Genomic DNA, 22,647 nt, shown 5'->3' with positions numbered 1-22,647 from the left:
ATTCATTTTACTCCATGAATTCGTCTTCAACGATATATTCTCGGTACACGACTGCTAACCATACAAGCCAGCTCATAATTGATAGTACCCAGCCATGCTGCTGCTTCATCCATTGGCAGCGTTGCACTGCCAAACAAAACAACCTCATCGCCATTATGTACAGTTTCAAGATCCGTCACATCAATCATACATTGATCCATACAAATACGTCCCACCAAAAAAGCACGTTCTCCGGCGATCTCAATTTGTGCTTTACCGGAAAAGAGCCGCGTATAACCATCCGCATAGCCAATCGGCAGTGTCGCAATCAAACTATCACGATTGGTTATAAATGTGCGACCATAACCAATCGACTGCCCTTTTTTCAGTTCTTTCAAATAAGCAATTTTCGCCTTAAGAACCATAGCTGGATGAAGATCCACGCAGCGTTCTACTTCATCAGACGGCCATAATCCATAAAGAATAATCCCCGCTCTAACCATATCAAAATGAGCTTGCGGCATTTCTAATGTTGCTGCACTATTGGCAATATGTTTCAGCGGAATATCGATACCTTGTTTTTCGATCAGATCAATGGCTGTTTGAAACCGCTGCAGCTGTTCGTTCGCAAACGATTTATCACGGCTGTCAGCTAAGGCAAAATGAGAAAACAATCCTTCTAATTCAATATGAGGTAATTGTTGAATTTTTCTGGCAAGTTCACCTGCATCTTCCGGTAAAATACCGATACGACTCATCCCCGTATCAATTTTTAGATGAATTTTTGCCGTTTTTTTCTGTAAAACAGCTTCTTTTGACAAAGCCTCTGCTGCTTCATAAGAAAATACCGTCTGTGTAATACCACGATCAACGAGAATGCCCGACTGTTCGAGCGGCGTAAAGCCCAAGATCAAGACAGGCTCCGTAAAGCCTGCATCGCGCAGCTCAACTGCTTCATTCAAAATTGCTACTGCCAGATAATCAGCCCCAGCAGCAATCGCAGTTCTAGCTACAGGTATAACCCCGTGGCCATACGCATTCGCTTTGATGACTGCGCAGAATTTTGCGCCGCCATGCACTTTTTTCTTAATTTCTCTGATATTGTGTTCAATGGCTGCTAAATCAACTTCAGCCCAGACTGCACGATTTGGCATACGGTTCACTCCCTCATTAAATAATTGCAAAATAAAATTCAGATAGCAGGTATTGCCTCTCTGAATTTTATTTATAGCTATAACCTAAAGATTTTCTCTGCTGAATTCTTTTTTTATTTTACACCGTTCAGTTCTAAATTGAAAGGTTAAAATTCAGCCATTTTTCTCCAGCATCAACTCGTCTCAAAATAAACCGCCAGCTCTGTGTGCTGATCGACAATCGTATTTGGTTCGATGCTTTGCCGTACGGCAATCCCTGTACCGCTTGGTTTCATAACGAGCCCCAGACCATCCAATTCATCAGAAACCTGACGCAGGCTTTTGCCCGTCATATCTGGCACAAGAATTTTGCCCTGAGGCACCATTGGAATGGCTGTTGCCGGAAAGGTTCCTTCTACTTGAGCATTTTTAGGCTGCCCTGCCAAGGGATCACTTGATGGAGCAATATTCAAATAACGAAACAATTGTGAAAAAATATCCCTGGCAATTGGTGCAGCAATCTGACCGCCATAATAGATCCCTGATGGGTCATCAATCATCACGAGAACTGTTATCTGTGGATTTTCAACAGGGGCAAACCCGCAAAAAGAAGCAATATAATGGCCTTCCATATAGCCTCTGCTATCATCGCGAATTTTTTGTGCCGTACCGGTCTTACCAGCAATACGATATCCTTTTACCGCTGCCTTGCTGCCACCACCAGAAGCTACAACCTGTTCCAGCATGCCAACCAACGTCGTATCGGTATCTTGGTCGATAACACGACGTACGGTATCCGTCTGTGTTTGCGCATACGTCGAACCATCGGCGTTATTAACAGCTTTTAAAATATGTGGTTTTAGTAATACGCCATTATTCGCAATTGCGGACATTGCTGTTACTAACTGTAGTGGTGTAACAGCAATGCTTTGCCCAATCGACATCGTTGCCACATCTGAGTCACGCATATCTTTCGGATCAAATAAAATTCCTTGTTCTTCACCCGGTAATTCAACACCAGTAGGCTGACCAAAGCCAAAAAGCTTAGCATAATGTGTCAGTTTTTCAGCACCTACACGAAGACCAACCTGAACAAAACCTGTATTGATAGACTGTTTGACCACATCCAAAAACGTAACGGTACCAAAACTGTCTGCGCTCCAGTTTTGGATTCGACGTCCCGAAACCATGACATATCCGGGATCAACGAAAACTTGCTGTGGCGTAACGAGATTTTCCTGCAGTGCGGCAGCTGCCACAACGGCTTTAAATGTTGATCCAGGTTCATAGACAAATGAAACTGCTTTATTTTTCCAATCAGCCGCTTTATAATCATAAAATTTATTTGGATTATAAGACGGACGACTTGCCATAGCTAAAATTTCGCCAGTTTGTGGATTCATTACAATCGCTGTAACTGCACGTGGATTATTTTCAGTCACTGCTTTATCAAGCGTTTGCTCAACAATAAACTGCACCGTAGAATCGAGAGTCAAATAAACATCCTTGCAGCGTTCCCCCGTAAAGGATCTACTGGAAAAAATAGAATCAAAAATGGGACGAGCCTGCATGTCCGTAAACAACAACTGCTTTTTTGATTCACCTTTTATAACAGAATTAAACTCCTGTTCAATTCCATCAAGACCTAAATCATCCGTACCGACAAAACCGATTACATTCGCCGCTAACATATCATTCGGATAATAACGTTTGCTTTCTTCTTTAAACCCCAGACAATTCAATCCTTGTTCATCGATAAGTTTTTGTACCTTCTCAGATTCATCATGTTCAAGCCGGCGTTTAATCCATACAAAACCACCGCCTTGAGCTATGTCTGCTTTGATTTCAGCTTCACTTATCATCAGTATCGGTGCTAAGTCAGCCGCCAGCTGATCGCCATCTTTTACATTACTTGGATCGACAAAAAGTGATTTGGTCAGCATACTCACGGCAAGTTCCCGACCATTGCGATCGTAAATAGTACCACGAGGTGACTGCAAAACTTTTTGTTCACCGCTTTGTGCCTTGACTCGTTCAGCCAGCTGCCCCCCTTGAACCAGTTGCAGCCAAGCATAGCGTCCACACAAAATGATAAGAAAACACAAGATCAATCCTATAAAAATAGCAATACGTTTCTGAACGTTTACTTGCAATCGAATCAAACTACTTCACTCCTAAAAATATTTCAATGTGATATATATTCGTTTGCTGTCATTAAAGTTCCTTTGTTTTTAGAAAATACCTATATTATTTTCTAAAATACCTATGATCTATATAAGTTGCATTACATATTTTATATGGCAATCGTCCGGAGTTGGGTATAGGGCTCCGTGGCATTACATAGGAAGCAAACGATTTCCTGCCAATTACTGGAAACCTAATAGACTAGATGCAATTTCTTTAATCAACTTATATATAATGTATTGATCACAAATTTTACATTATATAGTAGAAAAAAGCTTACAGATTCGCTTGAGCCTGTTATAATATAATATGCATATAAAACAAAAAGATGCTTAAAATTATATAGAACGGCGGTGTTTCATAATGGATGATATTGATAAAAAAATTCTGAAAAATCTACAGCAAAATGCTCGCATGACAATTTCTGATTTGAGTTCGCAAGTTTCTTTGTCCATGCCGGCAATCAGTGAAAGACTAAAAAAGCTGGAAGCATCCGGCGTCATTAAGCAATATACAGTCATCTTAGATCCAGCCATGCTCAATAAACACCTGATGGCTTTAATGTTTCTTCGTTTTGACAATCCAACCCATAGCGACAGCTTTGCCGAATTTGTAAAAAACGAAGCTGAAATCAAAGAGTGTTTTTACATTACCGGAGATTTTGATTATTCGTTGAAAATCATTACTGAAAACACCCGAACTTTGGAACTATTATTGACCCGAATCAAAAATCATCCTGGAATCGTAAAAACACAAACTATTGTTATTTTATCAACGATTACGGATAGTCCTTCTATTATCCCTGATTAAAATCACTGGATCAGAAAATCTATTTTACTTAAATACATAACGGTGACTCCTATCGATTTTCTTATTACGATAAGGGTCTTTTTTTTTATAAACAAAACCCATCTCCGTCAAAAATATCCACTATATTATTTGTCCCTAATTATTTTAAAAATAATAATTAGAATATTGCCATAACATATTTTCTATGTTATAATAAAAACATAAAGAAGAGCAACAGAAAATCATTTACCACCTCAATTTTACTCTTCTTTTACCAAATGTGAAGGGATGTGGTGTTATAAAAAAACACAGCAAGTCGTTCTCAAGTGGGTTTGGATTCACGTGCATTTTTGGAAAGATTATTTTCAAACGGCACAGTTAGACGCAATGATGGCTCTTAGCATTATGCGTACTCAAAAGCCTAGAGGAAAATTAAAGTCGCACAGTAATAACACAGTTGAGAGCATAACGATTTGACAACCAGCCTTCCAATGTATTGCAATACAAAATTCCAAGCTCGATATATTTATAAGGCACTTCGATATATGTTGCGTATCCTGGTTCTTGTCCCTGTAAGTAGTATCGAAAAATTCGTAAATGAATGCGTAAGCATGACATGCATCATTTATAGCTAGATCTAACTGTTTGATAAAGCATTACTTCTACTTAAGAGAAGTCTTGCAGACAAATGAATAAAGAAGGTAAACAATGATAACTCGTAACTCGTAAAAGCGACTCGCATGTAATATGCAGTCGCTTTTTTATTGGTCAATTTCCTTTAGCCAATATTTACGATTTCAAAAATCCGCTAATTACCTAAAAATAGCACGAGTCGACACCGACCCGTGCTATTTTTCATCCACTTTTTTATCTGCTACAGTTTCTCGTATCTGTCATCAATCCATCGGAATTACGGTTCCATTATGAAATAGATAAAGATATTTTTCTTTTATGTCTTTTTTTAATATTTTCTCAGCAGCTTCACTGTAAAGATCAATCTGCAGTTTGTATTTATTGATTACCGCTTCCGTTTGTGTATTTTTATCAGTTTTATAATCAATTAAAACCATGCCATCTGGTTCATCAAATAAAACATCAATAATTCCTTGCACAAAAATATTTTCCCGCTCATCCAATATATCCGGATAAAACTTTTTCGCTTGCAGCATTATGCTAAAAGGAAGTTCGCGCCTTACCTTAGTTGAGACTGTCATTCTTTGCCCGAGTGGAGAAGTGAAAAATTTATGCACCCCTGCTAAATCAATGAGGCTGATCTGTTTTGGCAAAATCATCTCTTTTTTAACAAGGGATTCCAGTTGCAATTTTAGTCCATTTTCACTCAAGTCTTTACAAAAATCAATATGCTGCATAACACCATGCATAAGCGTCCCATATTCCGCACCAGTAAGCTGTGTTTGTTCTTGAATAAAGCGTGGTCTTGTGACAATCAATTTTGGTTTAAAAAGCGGCAAGGCTTGTGTATCCATTACCTCAAAACGCCGTTTCATCTCCGTCACAGAAAGTTTTGCCGGAACTTCCTGCATGGTCTTATCAGGATATTGCCAATTCAAAACTTGTTCAACCCATTTTTGCTGTGGCGATCCCGGTAAAATCTGCTGCGCTTTAACCGCAGCCAGCAATACCTCCGTTTCGCTGGATATAACGTCTTGGTTTTGAATGTCACTGGCTGGTATAATATGAATTTCCCAACGTGAATGATTCTCATAAACTATATTAAGACGTTTTTTCGTTGTCTGCGCAAAATCCCGCAGCACTTTACCATCCTCATGGCGGGCAAGCGCGGCACCAATCCAATCTAAATAAGTCTTCGCACCCGCAATTGTATACGTTGGCAGCACCGGGCAGGTCAAATCAATATTACGGCACCAGTTTAAAGCCCGGTCAGCCAGCTTTGTACTTGATCCAACTAAAATTAATTTTTCACGCGAACGCGTTAGCGCAACATATAAAACCCTCATTTCTTCGGCTTTACTTTCCCGATTCATTAAACAAGCGATTGCCTGTCTGGCAATGGTTGGATAGCGCAAAGAAATATCCGGCTTACTTACAAATGGACCCAGACCATATTTTCGATGCACCAAAAGTGTATCACTGCTATCTTGAAGATTAAATTTTTTACCAAGATCAGCAACGATAACGACCGGAAATTCCAGTCCTTTGCTTTTATGAATACTCATGACACGTACTACATTTTCACTTTCCCCCAGCGTTCTGGCCACGGCCAAATCCGTACCAGTATCTTTCATCTTATCGACAAAACGCAAAAAACGAAATAGTCCACGAAAATTTGTGGTCTCGTATTCTCTAGCTCTGTCATAAAGCACCCTGAGATTTGCCTGTCGCAAAAGACCGCCCGGCATCCCCCCGACATAATCATAATAGCCCGTATCACGAAATAATTGCCAAATAAGATCTGGTACACTGCTGCACCTCGCCAAATTACGCCAACTGCTTAATTGAAGCACAAATTTCATCACTTTTTCTTTAACTTCACGATCTATCTCAGTCGAAGGCTCATTGACCAGCAGGAGCGCTGCAAACAAATCATCATTGGGCTGTAAAAGTTTAATTTTTGCCAGCATGACTGGTGATAAACCAATAATTGGCGAATATAAGATACTGGCCAGCGGTATGTCCTGACGTGGATTGTCAATAATATTCAATAAGGCTAGCATGATTCGTACTTCCGTTTCCTCAAAATAGCCCGAGTCCACTGCCGCATAAGCTGGAATATTATTCGCATGCAATATTTCCAGTAAAATGTTTGCCTTTCCCTTGACAGAACGCAATAAAATTACAATATCACGCCATTCTAAAGGGCGATATGTTTTTGTCGCTTTATCAAAAACCTGTTTTTTTTCTTCCATCAATTTTTGAATTCTACTAGTAATAAATCTGGCTTCTAAAGGGAATCCTTTTAACTCTTCCGTTTCTTCCTCAGCCGCTTGTGTCTCACTCACAGCAAATTCGGTTTCACTAAAAGTTCCCGTTTCATCGCGGTCAATCAAATCAACCTCGATCGAGTCATCCAAAGTTCCTTCGCCTTCAGGATATGGCGGTCCAGGGTTTAGTTGTTCGGCTGCACCATAGGGAAGTTCCATGGCCTTTTCTGACATGACCTGGGCAAAAATATAATTGATTGCCTCTAAAATCCCCGCCCGGCTGCGAAAGTTTTGCGCTAAATCAATACGGGCAAAATCACTGCCTGCCATTGGATATTCACGATATTTTTTCAAAAAAAGTTCTGGATCAGCCAGGCGAAACCGATAAATACTTTGCTTTACATCACCAACAACAAAAAGATTTGGTCTCGATGATTTTCGTACCAATGACAAAATTGCTTCCTGTACCCCATTCGTATCTTGATATTCATCAACCATGACTTCGACATATTTCTGCTGCAAATTCCGTGCTGTAACCGATGGCTTCATCTGCTGCGGTGTGGATTCTTTGTCGAGTAAAATCTGTAAAGCAAAATGTTCTAAATCACTAAAATCCACAACCATCTTATTACGTTTTGCAGCCGCAAAGCCATTCGCAAAGGCGACTGTCATATCACAAATAGCCTGTATCAATGGAGCTGTTTCACGTAAATCCTCAACCAATTCCATACTATCTGACATAAAATAGACTTCTTTTATAGCTTTTATTTTTTCTTTGACTTGCTGTCGTGGTTTTTGAAACAATGTTTTCAAATCGACATCCGTGCCACGTGGTGCCGTAAGTGTTGCAAATTTCACCGCATACAGACCATTGCGCAATGTTTCCCAATCCGCTTGTAACAACTCCTGCAACTGAATGATTGTGTCCAGATCCGATTGCAAAACCGGTAGATAAAAGGCACAATCGAGCTCTTGCGCCATTTGCACAAGCTCATCACAGTAGACTCGGCACTCTTCAAATACCAGGTTTAGCTGTTCTTTAATGATTCGTGGCCACGGTGTATCATCGACCGTCATAGCTTCTGACAAAACAAAGTTTTCCGGCAGAGTTTCAATCCAATGCTCTGGATAAGGCTGACTACGCGAAAATTCATACAGCTTTAATAAAATTCCATACATTTCTTCATCACTACGTTCGTCGGCATAAGCATCAACAAAGCTCAAAAATTCAGCATTCTTGCTTTCATACCCCTCTTCAAATATCGCCTCCAAAACATCCCGCTTCAATAAGTTCATTTCCTGTTGATTTGCCAGACGAAATTTCGGGTCCAAATCCAAAAGATGAAAATTTTGCCGAATGATCGTTTGGCAAAAAGAGTGCATCGTCGAAATTGATGCTGTATTGAGTAAAACAGACTGCCGTTCCAGATTAGATGACTGCGGATTTTTTTTAAGTTCGGCATCAATTGCCAGAGCAATTCGCTCCCGCATTTCTGCCGCTGCCGCATTTGTAAATGTGACCACTAAAATTTCATCAATACTACAATTTCCACTGAGCAGTCGCTGAATAATGCGCTCTACCAAAACAGATGTTTTACCCGAACCTGCAGCAGCAGCTACCAATAAATTTTTATTATAGGTAGTAATTGCTTTTAATTGTGCTTTAGACCATGCCATGTTGCTGCCTCCTCTGTAATGGATTCCATAACCGCTTCATTCCCCATTTTTTTCAGTTGTCTATATTCATGTCCTGGTATCATACGGTCAAATTGACAAAAAGAACGATACGGACAAAACGTACAAGCCTCTTTATTATCTAAAGCAAACGGACTGACGGAAACCTCACCGCTAAGGATCTGCCGCCCCGTATCCGATAAAATATAATCAACAAACCCCAGCAAAGCCATAAATTCCTCTTCACTTTTTACATTGTTTTTTCCGGTTTGCTTTATTTCACCATCCGTTTTTAATGAAACTTTAATAAAATTAAACGACGAATCAATCTGACGAATAATCTCTGAATCCGCCAGTATCCACCCCGGCATTTTAAGCATTTTCGTTAATTCCGCTTCGGTTTCTTTCTCACTCAGTCGATATTTTGCACTCACCACGGGATTTTTTAAGAAATAATATAAAATACCGGCCGGTATCGTTTTACCACCAACTAGTTTTTGTGCCGCATTTTGTGCGACAAGCAGATAGGTCAGCAGCTGTAATCTAAGTCCATAGTAGACATCAATCAAATTCAAATAAGCATTACCGGATTTATAATCAATCACCAAAAAATACTTACGATTTTCCGCTTCCATACAGTCAATGCGATCAATCTGTCCAGTGATTTCTATCTGATAACCATCTTCCAAACTATATGTGAGCGGAGGCAGTGCATCAAAACCATGACCAAACGCTTTTTCAAAACCAATTGGCTTAAAGCAGCTCACATAATCAAAGGCAATCAAACGTTTCACCGCTCGCTCGACCGTACGACGAATTCGACCTAACAAATGCTGATATTTAGCTGAACTAAGCAAAATTTCATTTTGCAATTTAGGTGCCAAATCCGCAACAATTTCACCGCATATATTTTGATATTCGTCCTCTTTAACATCACTCCAATTACGATCTTCCGCCTTCATCCGTTCACCAAAGGCTTTTAGTGATGCATGTAAAAAATTTCCTAAATCCGGAGCAGCAAAAGAAAATTCAGCTCGTTCTTTAAGTTTTAGTCCATACTGCGCAAAATGCTGAAACGGACAGGCACGAAATCTTTCAAAGCGGGTTACACTACCACGTAAACGTTTATTTTTCGTAAAGAGCAGTTTTGCTACATCCATTGGTAAGGCTTCGGCTTGACGCAAATCAAACAAACCCGCTGTAACCATTTTTAAAACAGGATTCATGGTCTCATCCTTCAAAGCCCAATTATACACATCCTGCCAAACAGGACTTAAAAAACCGTTTTTCCGATAAGCACGTAAGGCTCCCGCCAATTTCGCTACCGCCTGTCGCGGTTGAGCAATTGACCAGTATTCAGATCCCGGTAAAGGTTCCAGCGGCAAAGACTGTAGTTTTACAGCCGGCAAAAGTTCACGCAGCCGCTGTACCAATGAAGATGGATTCAGCCCTGCCCCTTCCTGATCCGCCAAAGGATAAGACACCCAAAGATATTCTGTGCCGCGTGTAAAAGCGCTATACAAGAAATATTTTTCCGCAAAATTGTCGGCACCGACCCCTTGAGAAAGTTCTAGTCCCAGCGAAGCCAGCTCTGCTCTTTCACCATCCGTCAGCAAGCCCTCTGCCCGACCGCGCCTTGGCATTACACCTTCATTTGCCCCAATAATATAAATAGCTTTTGTATTGTCCAGGCTATTTTGATCAAATGGCGCAATCGTCACATAATCAAGTCCCGGAGGAATCAAACTAATCATCAGCCCATCGAGCCCATCATTGATTGTTTGCTCATAAACATCCGCGGTCATTACATCCGCGCCGCAAGTTTCCACTAATTGATCAAACAACTGAATAACATTATCCCAAAGCTGCTGATGCTGACGAGCTTCGGCAAGATTCCCCTGCTTTTCGGCTGCTTTGGCCCATTTTTCGAGTGTATCCGGCACTGCCAAATCCGTAAACAACTGATATAAAGCCGCCGTGCGTTCACAAACAGTGGCTGCTTTTTTTATCTGCTGCGCAAATTTTGTCAACGGAAGCATAACCTGTCGCCGAATCTGATTGATTTGTGCTAACCGTTCGGCATTTTCATCACTTATTTCACTGTCTTCGTCCAAAGATAAACGTTTATGATAACTCCAATCTTCTTCCATCAGCCAGCGATTGCCGCGGATACCAAATTCCAATACATAATTTTCGAGCAAATCAATTTGTGAGCGTGTGACGGGAAAAAAATCCGTTTTAAAACACCGAAATAAAGGCTCATATTTCCAGCCACGCAAGGCTTCAAGAACCGAACGCAAAAGTTCTGCCAATGGATGATGAATTGTTTGACGTTTGCTGTCACTAAAAAATGGAATTTGATAATCTTGTAATACCGCCTGCAATACATCTTCATAGGCACTGCTGTCACGTACTAATATACCAATATCACGCCACTTGTAGTGTTCTTCGCGGCATAATCGTAAAATATCTACCGCAACACCTTCAACTTCAATACGACGATTCGCAGCTTCCACAATCGCGACCCCATCAACTTCAGCAAACTGCTGGATGGGATACTTAAATAAATTTGACTCGATATGCCCTAAATTTGCCCTTATAAAACGTATTGGCGCAGTAAGCTCCAATACCTCTGCCTTCATATCCAATTCTTCTGCCAAACGTTTGACTTGCTGCAGCGTCTTCCACTGCCGATGAAAAAGCGATGTATCAATCGTATGCTCCACCGAATCAATAGCCTCTAAAGAAAGCGTTATTTTCACACTTTTCGCAGTCAATAAAATCTCCCGCAAAATATTCATTTCCTGTGGATTAAAAAAAATGAATCCATCAATCCAAACTTCGGCATCACGCAAAATAGACGAATCTGCAATTTTCTGCTCCATCACCTCAAGTACATCTTCCGCATCCGTATAATGTCCTTCCATCCCAAGGTTAAAGCCCTGATAAATCAAAGCTAAATCCGTCAACTTATCTTTTAATGCACTGGCTGTCATAGATTCTGCCGCTTGCTGCAAAGTCTTTGCATCAACACCATAGCTTTTGAATTCCTCAATCATGCGTGAGAGTGAATCAGTAAAATTACGCTGGCGGGCTGCCCTGCCCAATGTATGCAATGTATCAAGATTATCACTCAGTACCCGGGAAAGAAGCAATCGTTTTCCAATTTCTGTAATTGATGGATAAATCGCGCCACCAGTCTCTAAAAGTACGCGCTGGGCCAAGCGTCGAAAACCAAAAACATACGCTCTTGTAAAGCCATGTAAACCGGGCGTATTCGCTAATTCTTTTTCTACTTTAAATGTCATGTGTTCCGGTAAAATCAAAACCAAAGGCGCCCCTTCCGGCTTGGCAAAAAGTTTAGAGCGCATGGACTCTAAACAATACGCTGTTTTCCCAGATCCGCCGCGTCCAATAATAAATTGCAATGACATCGTTCCACCTGACTCCCTATTTTATAATATATATAACGCATGAAAGAAATTACATCCAGTCTATCAGTCTGCCAGGAAGGAGGTATAGGGCATCGTTTGCTTCCTACGTAACGCCACTCAAACCTATACCCCCTTCCTGACGATTGCCATATAAAGTATTTAATGCGTTCTATCCCACATGAAAAGCAGCCTGACTGCCTTGTTTGCCTTTGGTAACTTCAAGTCTCGCATCAATTCGTTCTTTAAGTTCTGGCACATGCGAAATAATCCCCACCAGTCGACCGCCTTTTTGCAAATCAATCAGAGCTTTAATTGCCATATCCAGTGCCTCCGGATCTAAAGTTCCAAAACCTTCATCAACTAAAATCGTATCCAAATGTATTCCGCCAGCATAGCTTTGCACCACATCAGCCAAGCCCAAAGCCAGTGATAAAGATGCTAAAAATGTTTCGCCACCTGATAAGGTTGCCACAGATCTCGCATATCCCGTATATTGATCAAAAATCTCTATTTCAAGACCACCTGCTGCATTTTTACGCGTTCGTTCCGGCGTGCTTTGCAAAGTATACTGGCCACGGCTCATAATTTTCAATCGCATATTGGAAGCATCAATCACATCCTCCAATAATGATTTCAAAACAAAACGCTGAAATGTCATGCCATGTATATTATTGCCGCCAGCAACAGCTGCCAAAGTTCCAACCACACCATATTCTTCCTGAATAGAAGCTGATCTCGCCTCAAGGGTCTGCAACCGTTTCGCTTTATTTTGACTTTGCCTGATCTGCTCTTTGTCTCGCTGCCACAGGGCATAGGCTTCATTATAATCCTTCGCCGTCTGTTGCAGTTCTTGTTCTAATGCGGTCAGATCAGGCCGCGTTAACATTGAAATCGCCGCCTGTGCTTTTTGGTCAGCATCTTCTACCGCGGCCAACTTATCATCAAATATCCGGATCTTTTCCTTAACTTCCTGCCTTTTTTTCTCCGTCCATTTCGCAGCCAGATATTCTTCCTGACTACTAAATCCCGCATTTTGACGCCGCATAGTAAATTTTTGTTCAGTCTGCGCTAACCGGTCCTGCTCTTGCAGTAAATTTTTCTGTACCATTTCAAGAGTTGCCGTTGCTACAGCATATTCACTGCGAAAACGCTGAACTTCCTGATCTGCTTTTTCAAAGGCATATTTAAGATCTTTTTGTTTACGGATTGCATCACGTTGAGCTTCTAATAAAACAGTTGAATCCCGATAGATTTCTGGCAAGGACTCTTCCCGTTCCTTGGTAACAGCTACCGCTGCCTGATATTCATTATCGGTTTGTTTGCAGCGAAGGCTCCACTCAGCTTGTTGTTCGTTATTTACATTTTCTTCCATCTGCAGTTTTTCTAATAATTGCTCTACTTCCGTCAGCTCCGTGCCTGCCTGTTTCGCTCGTTCCAGATAACTCTCATATAATGTAATCTGCTGTCTCACTTCACCAATGGCTGGTGGGTTTTCTCCCAAGACAAATTTACTGTCATTTTTCCGATTCATAGCTGTAGCATATTGGGTTTCAATCTTACTAAAATCAAGGTGCTGCTGCTGTCTTTTTTTATCAAGTTCTGCCAATTGCTGCTGTGCTGCCTGCACTTCGTTTTCAGTTGGCAATAGTTCTGTACTGCTCGCTGCATGGGGATGTGACAAAGATCCACAAACCGGACAAGGCTGTTTTTCTTTTAAACCCCGGGCTAAGATAGCAGCCTGTCCAATCGAAAATAGATGTTGAAGACGTATCACTTGCAGCTGCTGGTTTTCATAAAGTTCATTTACCTGCTGCATTTTCAGGTCTTCCTGCTGCTTTCTTTCAAGTATTATAAGCAATTCACGATCAATTTTTTCCGCTTCATTCAATTTGATCTGTAAATTTTCAAGACGCACTAGTTCACTCTGATATCCCTCAATTTTCGCCTTTTCCTGCGTTAATGGCAAAACCAAAGCTTGTGCTTTTTGACGTTTTTCAGCGAGCAGCAAAACCTTTTTTTCACCATCGGTCTGCAAAGCTAAAGCTTGTGCGAGCGCAGCTTCTTTTTGTTTGGCAGCCTGCCGGGCATTTGCCAAGCCAGTCAACTGTTCAGCAAATGCAGTCAATTTCAGAACTTGTGCATCCATAGCCAGCCGCTTTGGTTCGTCTTCTTGCCCTTTGCGAAAATTCTCTTCCGCCACTTGTAACTGTTTTTTTAAATAATCTACACGCTCACTCGTTTGCCTAAGTTTACCTTCATCCGTTTTGACATTCACTAGCAAAGATTGAACCTGCACTTCAAGATCCTCCAGGCTTGCCGCTTGCTGTGCCGCCTGGTATTTTTTACGATAATCTTCCACCACTGGAATTTTCGTTTTCTGTTCTGCTTTTTCCAAGGCAGCTTTTGCTGCTGACTCAAATTTACTCTCAGTAAGACGACCAGCCACATCTTCAGCTTGCGCTTTTTGCTGCAAAGCTTTCAAAACCTCTACTTTTGCACCTGTCTGTTCAAGGGTTATTTTTTTACTTGCAATACTCGCCTCTAAGCAAACCAAAGAATCAACTTCCAGTTCACGCAAAATAAAATTCTGTTCATCATCCAATACTTTTTTAGCCGCTGCGATATCTTTCGCTTTTTCTTTAAGATGTTCCTCAATTTGACGATATAATTCTGTTTTAAACAAAGTTTGCATGATTTCTTGTCGCTCGGCCGAATTCGCTAAAAGCAGCCGACGAAATTCTCCCTGCGGCAGCAGCACAACCTGTCGAAACTGATTGCTCTTGAACCCCAGTAGTTTTTCAATTTGCAGCGTAACATTTGTATAGCCCTGCACCAATAATTTTTCTTCGCTGCCATTTATTTTATAAAGCAATGCATCGGCCGTGCTTAAGGTCGTCCCCTCGCCGCGTTTTTTGGGACGTTGCTGTTCAGGAGCACGCCATACCTTATATAAATCCTGACCTAAGGAAAACGTAAACTCGACCTCTGTCATTTGTCCAATATCAGCATTATCACTGCGCAACATTTTCGCTTCACGATTTTCGCCGCTGGCATCACCATAAAGAGCAAAACAAATCGTATCCAGTATAGTAGTTTTTCCAGCCCCAGTCGGTCCATGGATCAGAAAAAAAGATCTTCCCTGCAAATCAGCAAAATCCAGAGTTTCTTTGCCCAAATAAGGACCAAATGCACTAAAAACAAGTTTCAACAATTTCATGATTTGGCCTCCCGTTCTTTAAGCAAAAGTTCATCCAAATTTGTGACAAAAGTTTGTTTTTGCTCTTGACTCAACTCCCGATCTGTCATCTGCTGAAAAAAATCGCCAAATAATTGCAGCTCCGTCTTCGTACGATAATCCAAACGCTCCTTAGCTAATTTTCCCCCTATATTTAAATAAGGTCGTTCAATCTGCATGAGGTTCGGATAAATTTTCTCCAATTGCCCATGCACATCAAGAATTGCCTGTGTATCGTTCAGTGAAACCATCATATAATCCTCCTGCGAAGGATATTTTTCACGGTTTTGCAAGATATCGGCAAAAGAACCTGACACTTTACAAACATCATATTTGGGCTTGAGTGAAACCAGCTCAATCTCTACTTGCCCATTCTTATCCATATCCACGATATTAATTCCTTTGGTTTGATTTGCCTCATCAAAAGAATATTTCATCAAAGAACCCGAATAACAAATCTGTTTCCCACCTGCTTTTTGTGAATTATGTAAATGCCCTAGTGCTGTATAGTCAAAGGCGGCAAAGCTTCCTGCACTAACATTGCTGCTGCCACCTACCGATAACGGGCGCTCTGATTCTGACTCTTGCCCGCCAGCAATAAAAGCATGTGCCAAGGCAACTTTACGTACGCCTTGTGGGATTCTTTGCAGACTTCGCTGCACTAAAAATTTCATGGCCCCATCAAAGTCCAGCAATTCATTATGTTGATATACGGATCGGACCAAAGATGGTTCGGCATAGGTGAACGGCATAAAATACACATCGCCAAACGAATCCGTCAGCACCACTGGCGTGAGAGGATTCGTGAGTTGTCCTGTTACATACAGACCCTGCCCGGCAAGCAGTTTACTGCCAAATCCAATCCGCTGCGCGCTGTCATGATTACCAGCTATCATAATGACCGGTATCTTTTGATCCAGCAAAAGACGTGCCAGCGTATCATCTAAAAGTTCTACCGCCTCAATCGGTGGTACCGCACGATCATAAATATCACCTGCGATCAATATTGCATCTGGTTTTGTGTCTTTTACCACTTGATAAAATTGTTCAAGAACATACGACTGGTCCTGTGTTAAATGTTTACCATGAAACAACCGTCCTAAATGCCAATCTGACGTATGAATAAAACGCACTGACGTTCCCTCCTCTATCTATAAAGCTTAAATTCTTTTCAGCTTGCTCAAAACCCTGCAAGAATAAAAAAAGCACCAGATTTTTATCCGGTGCAGCAAACGTACAGTCTTTAAATTTTCTTGTATTAAGGTGTCGTCAGCCGAATCAATGTACGACCACACTTACAGGTATCCTGATCAAGCATCACCATCTGTCCTGTTCTGAAACGAATCAAAGGCATTGCTTCTAAAGCCAAAGATGTGATAACGAGTTCACCCATATGATTTTCATCAATAGCTTGATTATCACCCAATCGAATAACTTCCGGATAAAAATAGTCTTCCTGTATATGAAAACCACATTTATATTCACATTCAAACAACATTCCCGCACAGCCAAACTCAACGGGTGAATACATATTATAAATTTTTGCTCCAATTCTGGACTTCAAATGCGTGTCCATATTGTTGCGAAGCAAATCATTCATACAAAAGATGGCTGTAAGCGGCATACCCTTAATATCATTTTCAAATGCCTGTGCATTGATGATGAGCTGTAAAAGTTGTTTCGGATTGCTTACGATTGCATCCACGCCAAATTGGTTCATCATCGTAATCGCACGTTCTAAGTTTGTCAAAGGCGACGGAATAACCGTCGCCCCCAGGACTTCGGCTGCATATTGAACACTCAAAGCATTTTCATCTGAATATTCATCAATCACTTCCATGATCGTTCCCTTGGTTACACCCCCAGCCATCAGACAGCGTGTCATCATTTCAACATTGCGTCCGACATCAGCATTTGTATAGGCACGAGCAATGTTAAAATTTCTTCCAACAATCCGCATACGGATCGTACCGCTGATTGGTACCGTCAAAAAGCCAAACGGGGAATTTACAATCAGATCATTTTGTGTTGTAAATGGCATTTTTTTTAAATCATCTAACGTCTGTATAGACTGGTCTGTCAGCCCCATCGAGTTCATTTTTTCATGATAAAACGGGCTCTTTTCATAAGCCCATTTCATTGTCTTGCGCAATCGTTCCGTCTGCAGCTGCGTCATGAGTTCGCGAGGCATCGTTTCGATTTTCTGATTCGAGTACATAAAATCTCCTCCGCAATTGATTCCGCTCTAGAGTATGTTTTCATTGTAACACATTTCTCACGATTAATTCTGACGAAATCAATTTATAGCAAAATCATCCCCATAATCCAGATGATCTATTACATTGGTCTGCGATAAAAAAATGGTAAATAAGATTCATAACCCATATTGCGGAAATTTAAGATAGCCTCGGTGGCACCAACAAATAAAACGCCACCTGGTTTCAGTGCTGCAAAAAAGTCCCTATATAACTGATCCTTAGCTTCTTCTGTAAAATAAATTACTACGTTACGGCATAAAATAAGATCAAAGCCCGTTTCAAAACGATCCTTTAATAAATTATGCTGTTTAAATTCAATACAGGACTTGATCTCAGGCAAAACTGCAAATTTATCCGCCTCTGCAGTAAAATATTTTCTTTTACGATCCGCTGAAATACTTTTTAATTCATTATCAGAATAAACACCTTTTTTGGCTTTCGTAATAATTTCAATATCAAGATCACTCGCTAAAATACGATGTTTTGACATCGGTGTCATTTCTTTTAAAATCATTGCCATGGAGTAAGGTTCCGCTCCAATTGAACAACCAGCACTCCAAATATTAAGTTTTGAACTTTTTTTCAATAAATCTGGAATTACCGTTGTTTCCAGCTGAGAAAATTTATCCGGTGTCCGAAAAAATTCCGATACATTTATCGTCAGATATTCAATAAAATTAGCAAAAGCTTGTTTATCATTTTCAATGCTGCTAAAAAAAGCCACATACGATGTACTGCCATGCCGCGTCATTAGATTCCCGATCCGGCGCTGCATTTGATTTGCTTTATACAAATTTAAATCAATACCCGTCTTCATTTTCAATTTTTGTTTAAATAATTCCCAATCTTTTTCATCGAGCATATATTTACCCCCTCATTATCATTAACACTAATAATCCTTATGGTCAAAAGGTTAACCTTTGTTATATACAATGGGCATACTTTTAATATCGAGTCTCCAGCTCTTACAAAAAACACTTCCCAATAAAGATAATATTCGTTCTTTAGATAGCAAAGTCCTACATAAATGCACGAAAATTCATAAAAACTTAATAAATTCTCTTTTTACCAAGCAGCCTGTCATATTTTTATTTCTAACTAGTACAAAATATGCTTCAACATAAAAATAGAACCGGCAGCTTCATCCACCGATTCTATTCGACATCTTCCTATTTTTTATTTATTTAAATCAATATCAAGACTGATATCAAGGGATCGAACCGAATGTGTCAGTGCTCCCACGGATATAATATCTACCCCCGTTGCAGCAATAGCAGCCACCGTTTTTTCTGTAATACCACCGGAAGCCTCCACTGGGACACGTCCACGAATCAGTCTTACGGCTTCTAACATCTGATCACAATCCATGTTATCCAGCATGATAATATCCGCGCCACCACGAAGAGCTGCTTCGACTCCAGCAATATTTTCCACTTCAATTTCAACCTTTGTCATATGCGAAATTTCTTTTTTGGTCAATTCCAACGCTGCCTTAATGCCTCCAGCCACTTTGATATGGTTGTCTTTAATAAGTACTGCATCATAAAGACCCAGACGATGATTGAAGCCCCCGCCTACTCTCACTGCATATTTTTCGAGTAATCTAAGCCCTGGCGTAGTCTTGCGAGTATCTACCAGCCGTGCACCATATGGCTCTGCCAACGCTGTGAAATGTGCTGTTTGGGTCGCAATGCCGCTCAAATGCTGAAGCAAGTTGAGTGCCAGTCGTTCACCCGCCAAAATACTGCGTGCATCACCTTCGACGGTTGCGATCACGGTTTGTTTATCAAGCTGCGCCCCATCTCGTGCATACACCGTAAATTGAATGTTGGGATTGAGTAAAGTAAAAACACGCCCAGCAACATCAATACCAGCTAAAAGTCCTACGTCTTTAGAATGAATACACGCCTTTGCCACAGCTGCTTCCGGTACAATCAAATCGGTTGTCAGATCACCACTGCCAATATCTTCAGCTAACCAGTTTTCAAGCCAACGATCCAGATTAAAGTTTTTAAATTTCATAGTTTTACCTGCTTTTCTCTAAAATATGCTGCTGCCAGGCAGCCGAAGGTCTGGAATAGTCACTGCGATAATGTCCGCCACGGCTTTCTTGGCGCATTGCAGCCGTCTGGGCAATAAGCTTCGCAGTTAGCAGCATATTACGATATTCCAGCTCCTGTTGGCTAAAAGCGTTTGTCCCATCGAGATTATTATGTATACCAGCAAAAAATTCATTGGCAACCGTCAAACCCGAAAAATCACGAATCAGACCCAAGTGACGGCTCATTATTTTTTGCATGGCTGTTATATCACAGCGATAGGCTTTCTTTTGCAAGGATGTACATTTCCAATCAATGCTTTCCTGGATTGCCACATGTCGCCGTGCGATAAGCTCAGCAATTCGCCGTCCAAAAACGAGTCCTTCCAGCAGGGAATTGCTCGCCAGACGATTCGCACCATGCAGCCCTGTACAAGCAGCTTCACCACAAACAAATAGTTGCTGGATGCTGCTCTCGCCATTTCGATCAACCTGGATACCTCCCATCATATAATGTGCTGCTGGAGCAACGGGAATAAGATCCGATTGTATGTTGATCCCATACGTTTCACAAGTTGCTGTAATCATGGGAAACTTTGTCGTCAACTGATCAATCGCCCTGGCGTCCAGATAGATATGATCCGCACCATCTTGTTTCATTTCCTGGAAAATAGCGCGTGCCACGATGTCGCGCGGTGCCAATTCCGCCAGTTCATGATACTTTGGCATAAAACGTTCTCCTCGTGCATTGCGTAAAATACCGCCCGCCCCACGTACCGCCTCAGAAATTAAAAAATTATCTCCACCACTAAAAGCAAGTGCTGTTGGATGAAATTGAACAAATTCCATATCCATAAGAACTGCACCGGCGCGATAAGCAATGCTAATTCCACTTCCCGTTGCACCATCCGGATTCGTTGTATGAACAAACAATTGTCCGGCACCGCCAGTAGCCAAAACAATCGAGCCTGCACGAACCGTCAATAATTCTTTATTGTGCTCGCACCATAAAAGTCCCCCATAACAAGTTCCCTGTTGAATCAATAAATCTACTAAATAATGATGTTCCATAATAACTATATTCGGATGTGATTCAACCGCCGCCAGCAAACAGCGCACAACTTCAGCCCCGGTCGCATCGCCTTTGGCATGTAACACCCTTGAACGTGAATGACAACCCTCACGCCCCAAAGCAATATTCCCCTGTTTATCATGATCGAAAATCGCCCCTAATTTCATCAGATTCTCTACCGCATCATGTCCTTCTTCAACAACCAGTCTCACAATTTCTTCATCGCAAAGTCCAGCTCCGGCTTTGATTGTATCGGCCACATGCAAAGCAAAGGTATCATCTTCACCAAAAACGGAAGCAATGCCGCCCTGCGCCTGATTGGTATTGCTGTCATGTAATGTATCTTTTACCATCAATAAGACCTTCTGACCTTTTTCAGCCGCATACCAGGCAGTAGTGAGCCCAGCAACTCCGCTGCCGACCACAAGACAGTCCGTTTTTTGTACGGGAAGATCCTTTGTCGAAAAATTCATTAAATAACGCTGCATTCTAATTCTCCTAACCGCAAATTGCCAGCATTTTTTTCAAGCTTCCGACTGCCCGCAAGCGAGTTTCTTCCGGAACGATGATTCGTGGTTCCAACTGAATCAATGAACTTTTAACTTTTTCGAGTGTCGTTTTTTTCATATTGCTGCAAACCATTTTATCCGATGCCAAATAGAAACTTTTCTCTGGACACGCCTTTTCCAGTTGATATAAAACGCCCTGCTCCGTTGCAATAATAAATTCATGGTTTGGGCTTCGTTTTGCTTCTTTTACAATATTAGTCGTGCTGCCAATAAAATCAGCAAGCCCCCGCACTTCCGGCTCACATTCCGGATGCATTAGAACGAGCGCCTGGGGGTGCTTTTCTTTCATTGCCTGAAGTTCCTCTTTTGACAGACGTGCATGCGTTGGACAGCAGCTGGGCCAGGAAAAAATATTGGCATTCGTTTGCTCTTGTACATACGAAGCGAGATTTCGATCCGGCACAAAAATAATTTCTTTGTCACGCGCGATCGATTCAACCACGGCGACTGCATTGGCGGATGTGCAGCAAATATCACTCATCGCTTTAACCGCTGCTGGTGTATTAACATATGACACAACGACCGCATCCGGTTTTTCCTGTATTTTTTTCTTCAATGCCTGCTCAATCATATCGTCAAACATCAGGCATCCAGCATCCAGTGCCGGGAGCAAAATTGTTTTTTCCGGTGATAAAATAGCAGCGGTTTCCGCCATAAAATGAACACCGCAAAACACAATGACTTCGGCATTCGTTGCCGCTGCTTGCTGTGATAGACCAAATGAATCTCCTGTGTAATCCGCAATCGCTTGAATTTCCGGTGGCTGGTATACATGAGCTAAAATCACAGCCCGTCGCTCTTTTTTTAATTTTTCGATTTCCTGTACTAAATTTTTCATTTATAATTTCTCCATCATCTTCTTCACTGTCTTGACAGCTGACAATATCATAATTATAAATCCTTTTTCCCAATACCGCAACGGTAAGCAAAAAAAATATTTAATACAACTTATATATCTTAAATATTGGGGAATACCAAAAAACAAAGAGGAGCAGAAAAAATCATAATGATTTTTTCTGCTCCTCTTTGTTTAACTCTAAATTATGATATGTTTATTTATTGCGTTGGCAAAGTTCAACTAAAATTCCGCCTGTGGATTTTGGATGAACAAACGCAATACTTGATCCGCCAGCACCATAACGTGGTTTTTCATCAATCATACGAACGCCTTTTGCCAATAAATCTGCAATCGTTTGTTCAATATTATCAACACGAAGTGCAATATGCTGAATCCCGTTTCTGCCATTGTTTTTTTCAATGAATTTTGCAATCGGACCATCCGGGGATGTCGATTCCAAAAGTTCTAATTCGCTGTCACCCGATGGGATAAAGCAAACTTTTACTTTTTGTTCTTCAACAATTTCTTCGCCTGTTGCTTT

13 protein-coding genes are annotated in these 22,647 nt (G+C 41.1%); 1 reads left to right on the top strand and 12 read right to left on the bottom strand.

Features of this window, described 5'->3' with window-relative positions; all coding sequences use genetic code 11:
* Positions 1-26 precede the first annotated feature (26 nt).
* Together alr and BMY14_RS00065 are read right to left on the bottom strand one after the other, a co-directional pair.
* Entirely contained in the window at positions 27-1,133 is a 1,107-nt protein-coding gene (gene alr, locus BMY14_RS00070) for an alanine racemase (protein WP_091828288.1), read from the bottom strand.
* Between the two features lie 173 nt (positions 1,134-1,306).
* Positions 1,307-3,274: a penicillin-binding protein gene (locus tag BMY14_RS00065; protein WP_091828287.1), complete on the bottom strand. Its 1,968-nt coding sequence runs from the start codon at positions 3,272-3,274 to the stop codon at positions 1,307-1,309.
* A 385-nt stretch (positions 3,275-3,659) separates the two neighbouring features.
* Here BMY14_RS00065 and BMY14_RS00060 point away from each other — a divergent pair, with 385 nt between their 5' ends.
* A complete protein-coding gene (locus BMY14_RS00060) occupies positions 3,660-4,106 on the top strand; it encodes an Lrp/AsnC family transcriptional regulator (RefSeq protein WP_019554226.1) in 447 nt (148 codons plus the stop codon).
* A gap of 875 nt (positions 4,107-4,981) precedes the next feature.
* On the opposite strand, the gene addA is transcribed toward BMY14_RS00060, so the two are convergent.
* The 10 genes from addA to mce all read right to left on the bottom strand — a co-directional run.
* The gene (gene addA, locus BMY14_RS00050; RefSeq protein ID WP_091828285.1) at positions 4,982-8,665 is read right to left on the bottom strand and encodes a helicase-exonuclease AddAB subunit AddA; all 3,684 of its coding nucleotides are present in this window, start codon (positions 8,663-8,665) and stop codon (positions 4,982-4,984) included.
* The gene (addB, locus tag BMY14_RS00045) at positions 8,641-12,096 is read right to left on the bottom strand and encodes a helicase-exonuclease AddAB subunit AddB (protein WP_091828284.1); all 3,456 of its coding nucleotides are present in this window, start codon (positions 12,094-12,096) and stop codon (positions 8,641-8,643) included. Before addB ends, addA begins: the two co-directional genes overlap by 25 nt.
* Positions 12,097-12,265: 169 nt before the next feature.
* Positions 12,266-15,313: an AAA family ATPase gene (locus BMY14_RS00040; RefSeq protein ID WP_091828283.1), complete on the bottom strand. Its 3,048-nt coding sequence runs from the start codon at positions 15,311-15,313 to the stop codon at positions 12,266-12,268.
* The gene (locus BMY14_RS00035; RefSeq protein ID WP_091828282.1) at positions 15,310-16,464 is read right to left on the bottom strand and encodes an exonuclease SbcCD subunit D; all 1,155 of its coding nucleotides are present in this window, start codon (positions 16,462-16,464) and stop codon (positions 15,310-15,312) included. Before BMY14_RS00035 ends, BMY14_RS00040 begins: the two co-directional genes overlap by 4 nt.
* Positions 16,465-16,589: 125 nt before the next feature.
* The gene (locus BMY14_RS00030) at positions 16,590-17,549 is read right to left on the bottom strand and encodes a phenylacetate--CoA ligase family protein (RefSeq protein WP_019554220.1); all 960 of its coding nucleotides are present in this window, start codon (positions 17,547-17,549) and stop codon (positions 16,590-16,592) included.
* 119 nt (positions 17,550-17,668) lie between these two features.
* Complete coding sequence (locus BMY14_RS00025) at positions 17,669-18,451, bottom strand: CheR family methyltransferase (RefSeq protein ID WP_019554219.1); 783 nt, start codon at positions 18,449-18,451, stop codon at positions 17,669-17,671.
* A gap of 314 nt (positions 18,452-18,765) precedes the next feature.
* On the bottom strand, positions 18,766-19,611 hold the full coding sequence (gene nadC / locus BMY14_RS00020) for a carboxylating nicotinate-nucleotide diphosphorylase (protein ID WP_091828281.1): 846 nt from the start codon (positions 19,609-19,611) through the stop codon (positions 18,766-18,768).
* Positions 19,612-19,615: 4 nt separating this feature from the next.
* Positions 19,616-21,187 carry an L-aspartate oxidase gene (gene nadB, locus BMY14_RS00015; RefSeq protein ID WP_091828280.1) on the bottom strand — a complete coding sequence of 524 codons (1,572 nt, stop codon included), beginning with the start codon at positions 21,185-21,187 and terminating at the stop codon, positions 19,616-19,618.
* A gap of 10 nt (positions 21,188-21,197) precedes the next feature.
* Positions 21,198-22,106, bottom strand: a complete 909-nt coding sequence (gene nadA / locus BMY14_RS00010) for a quinolinate synthase NadA (protein WP_091828279.1) — start codon at positions 22,104-22,106, stop codon at positions 21,198-21,200.
* A gap of 214 nt (positions 22,107-22,320) precedes the next feature.
* A partial coding sequence (mce, locus tag BMY14_RS00005; RefSeq protein ID WP_143063123.1) for a methylmalonyl-CoA epimerase occupies positions 22,321-22,647 on the bottom strand: 327 nt, incomplete at its 5' end.

The sequence above is a fragment of the Propionispira arboris genome (assembly GCF_900109225.1).
GTDB lineage: Bacteria > Bacillota > Negativicutes > Selenomonadales > Selenomonadaceae > Propionispira > Propionispira arboris.
The sequence above is the reverse complement of the archived record's forward strand: the minus strand, read 5'-3'. Positions and strand labels throughout refer to the sequence as shown.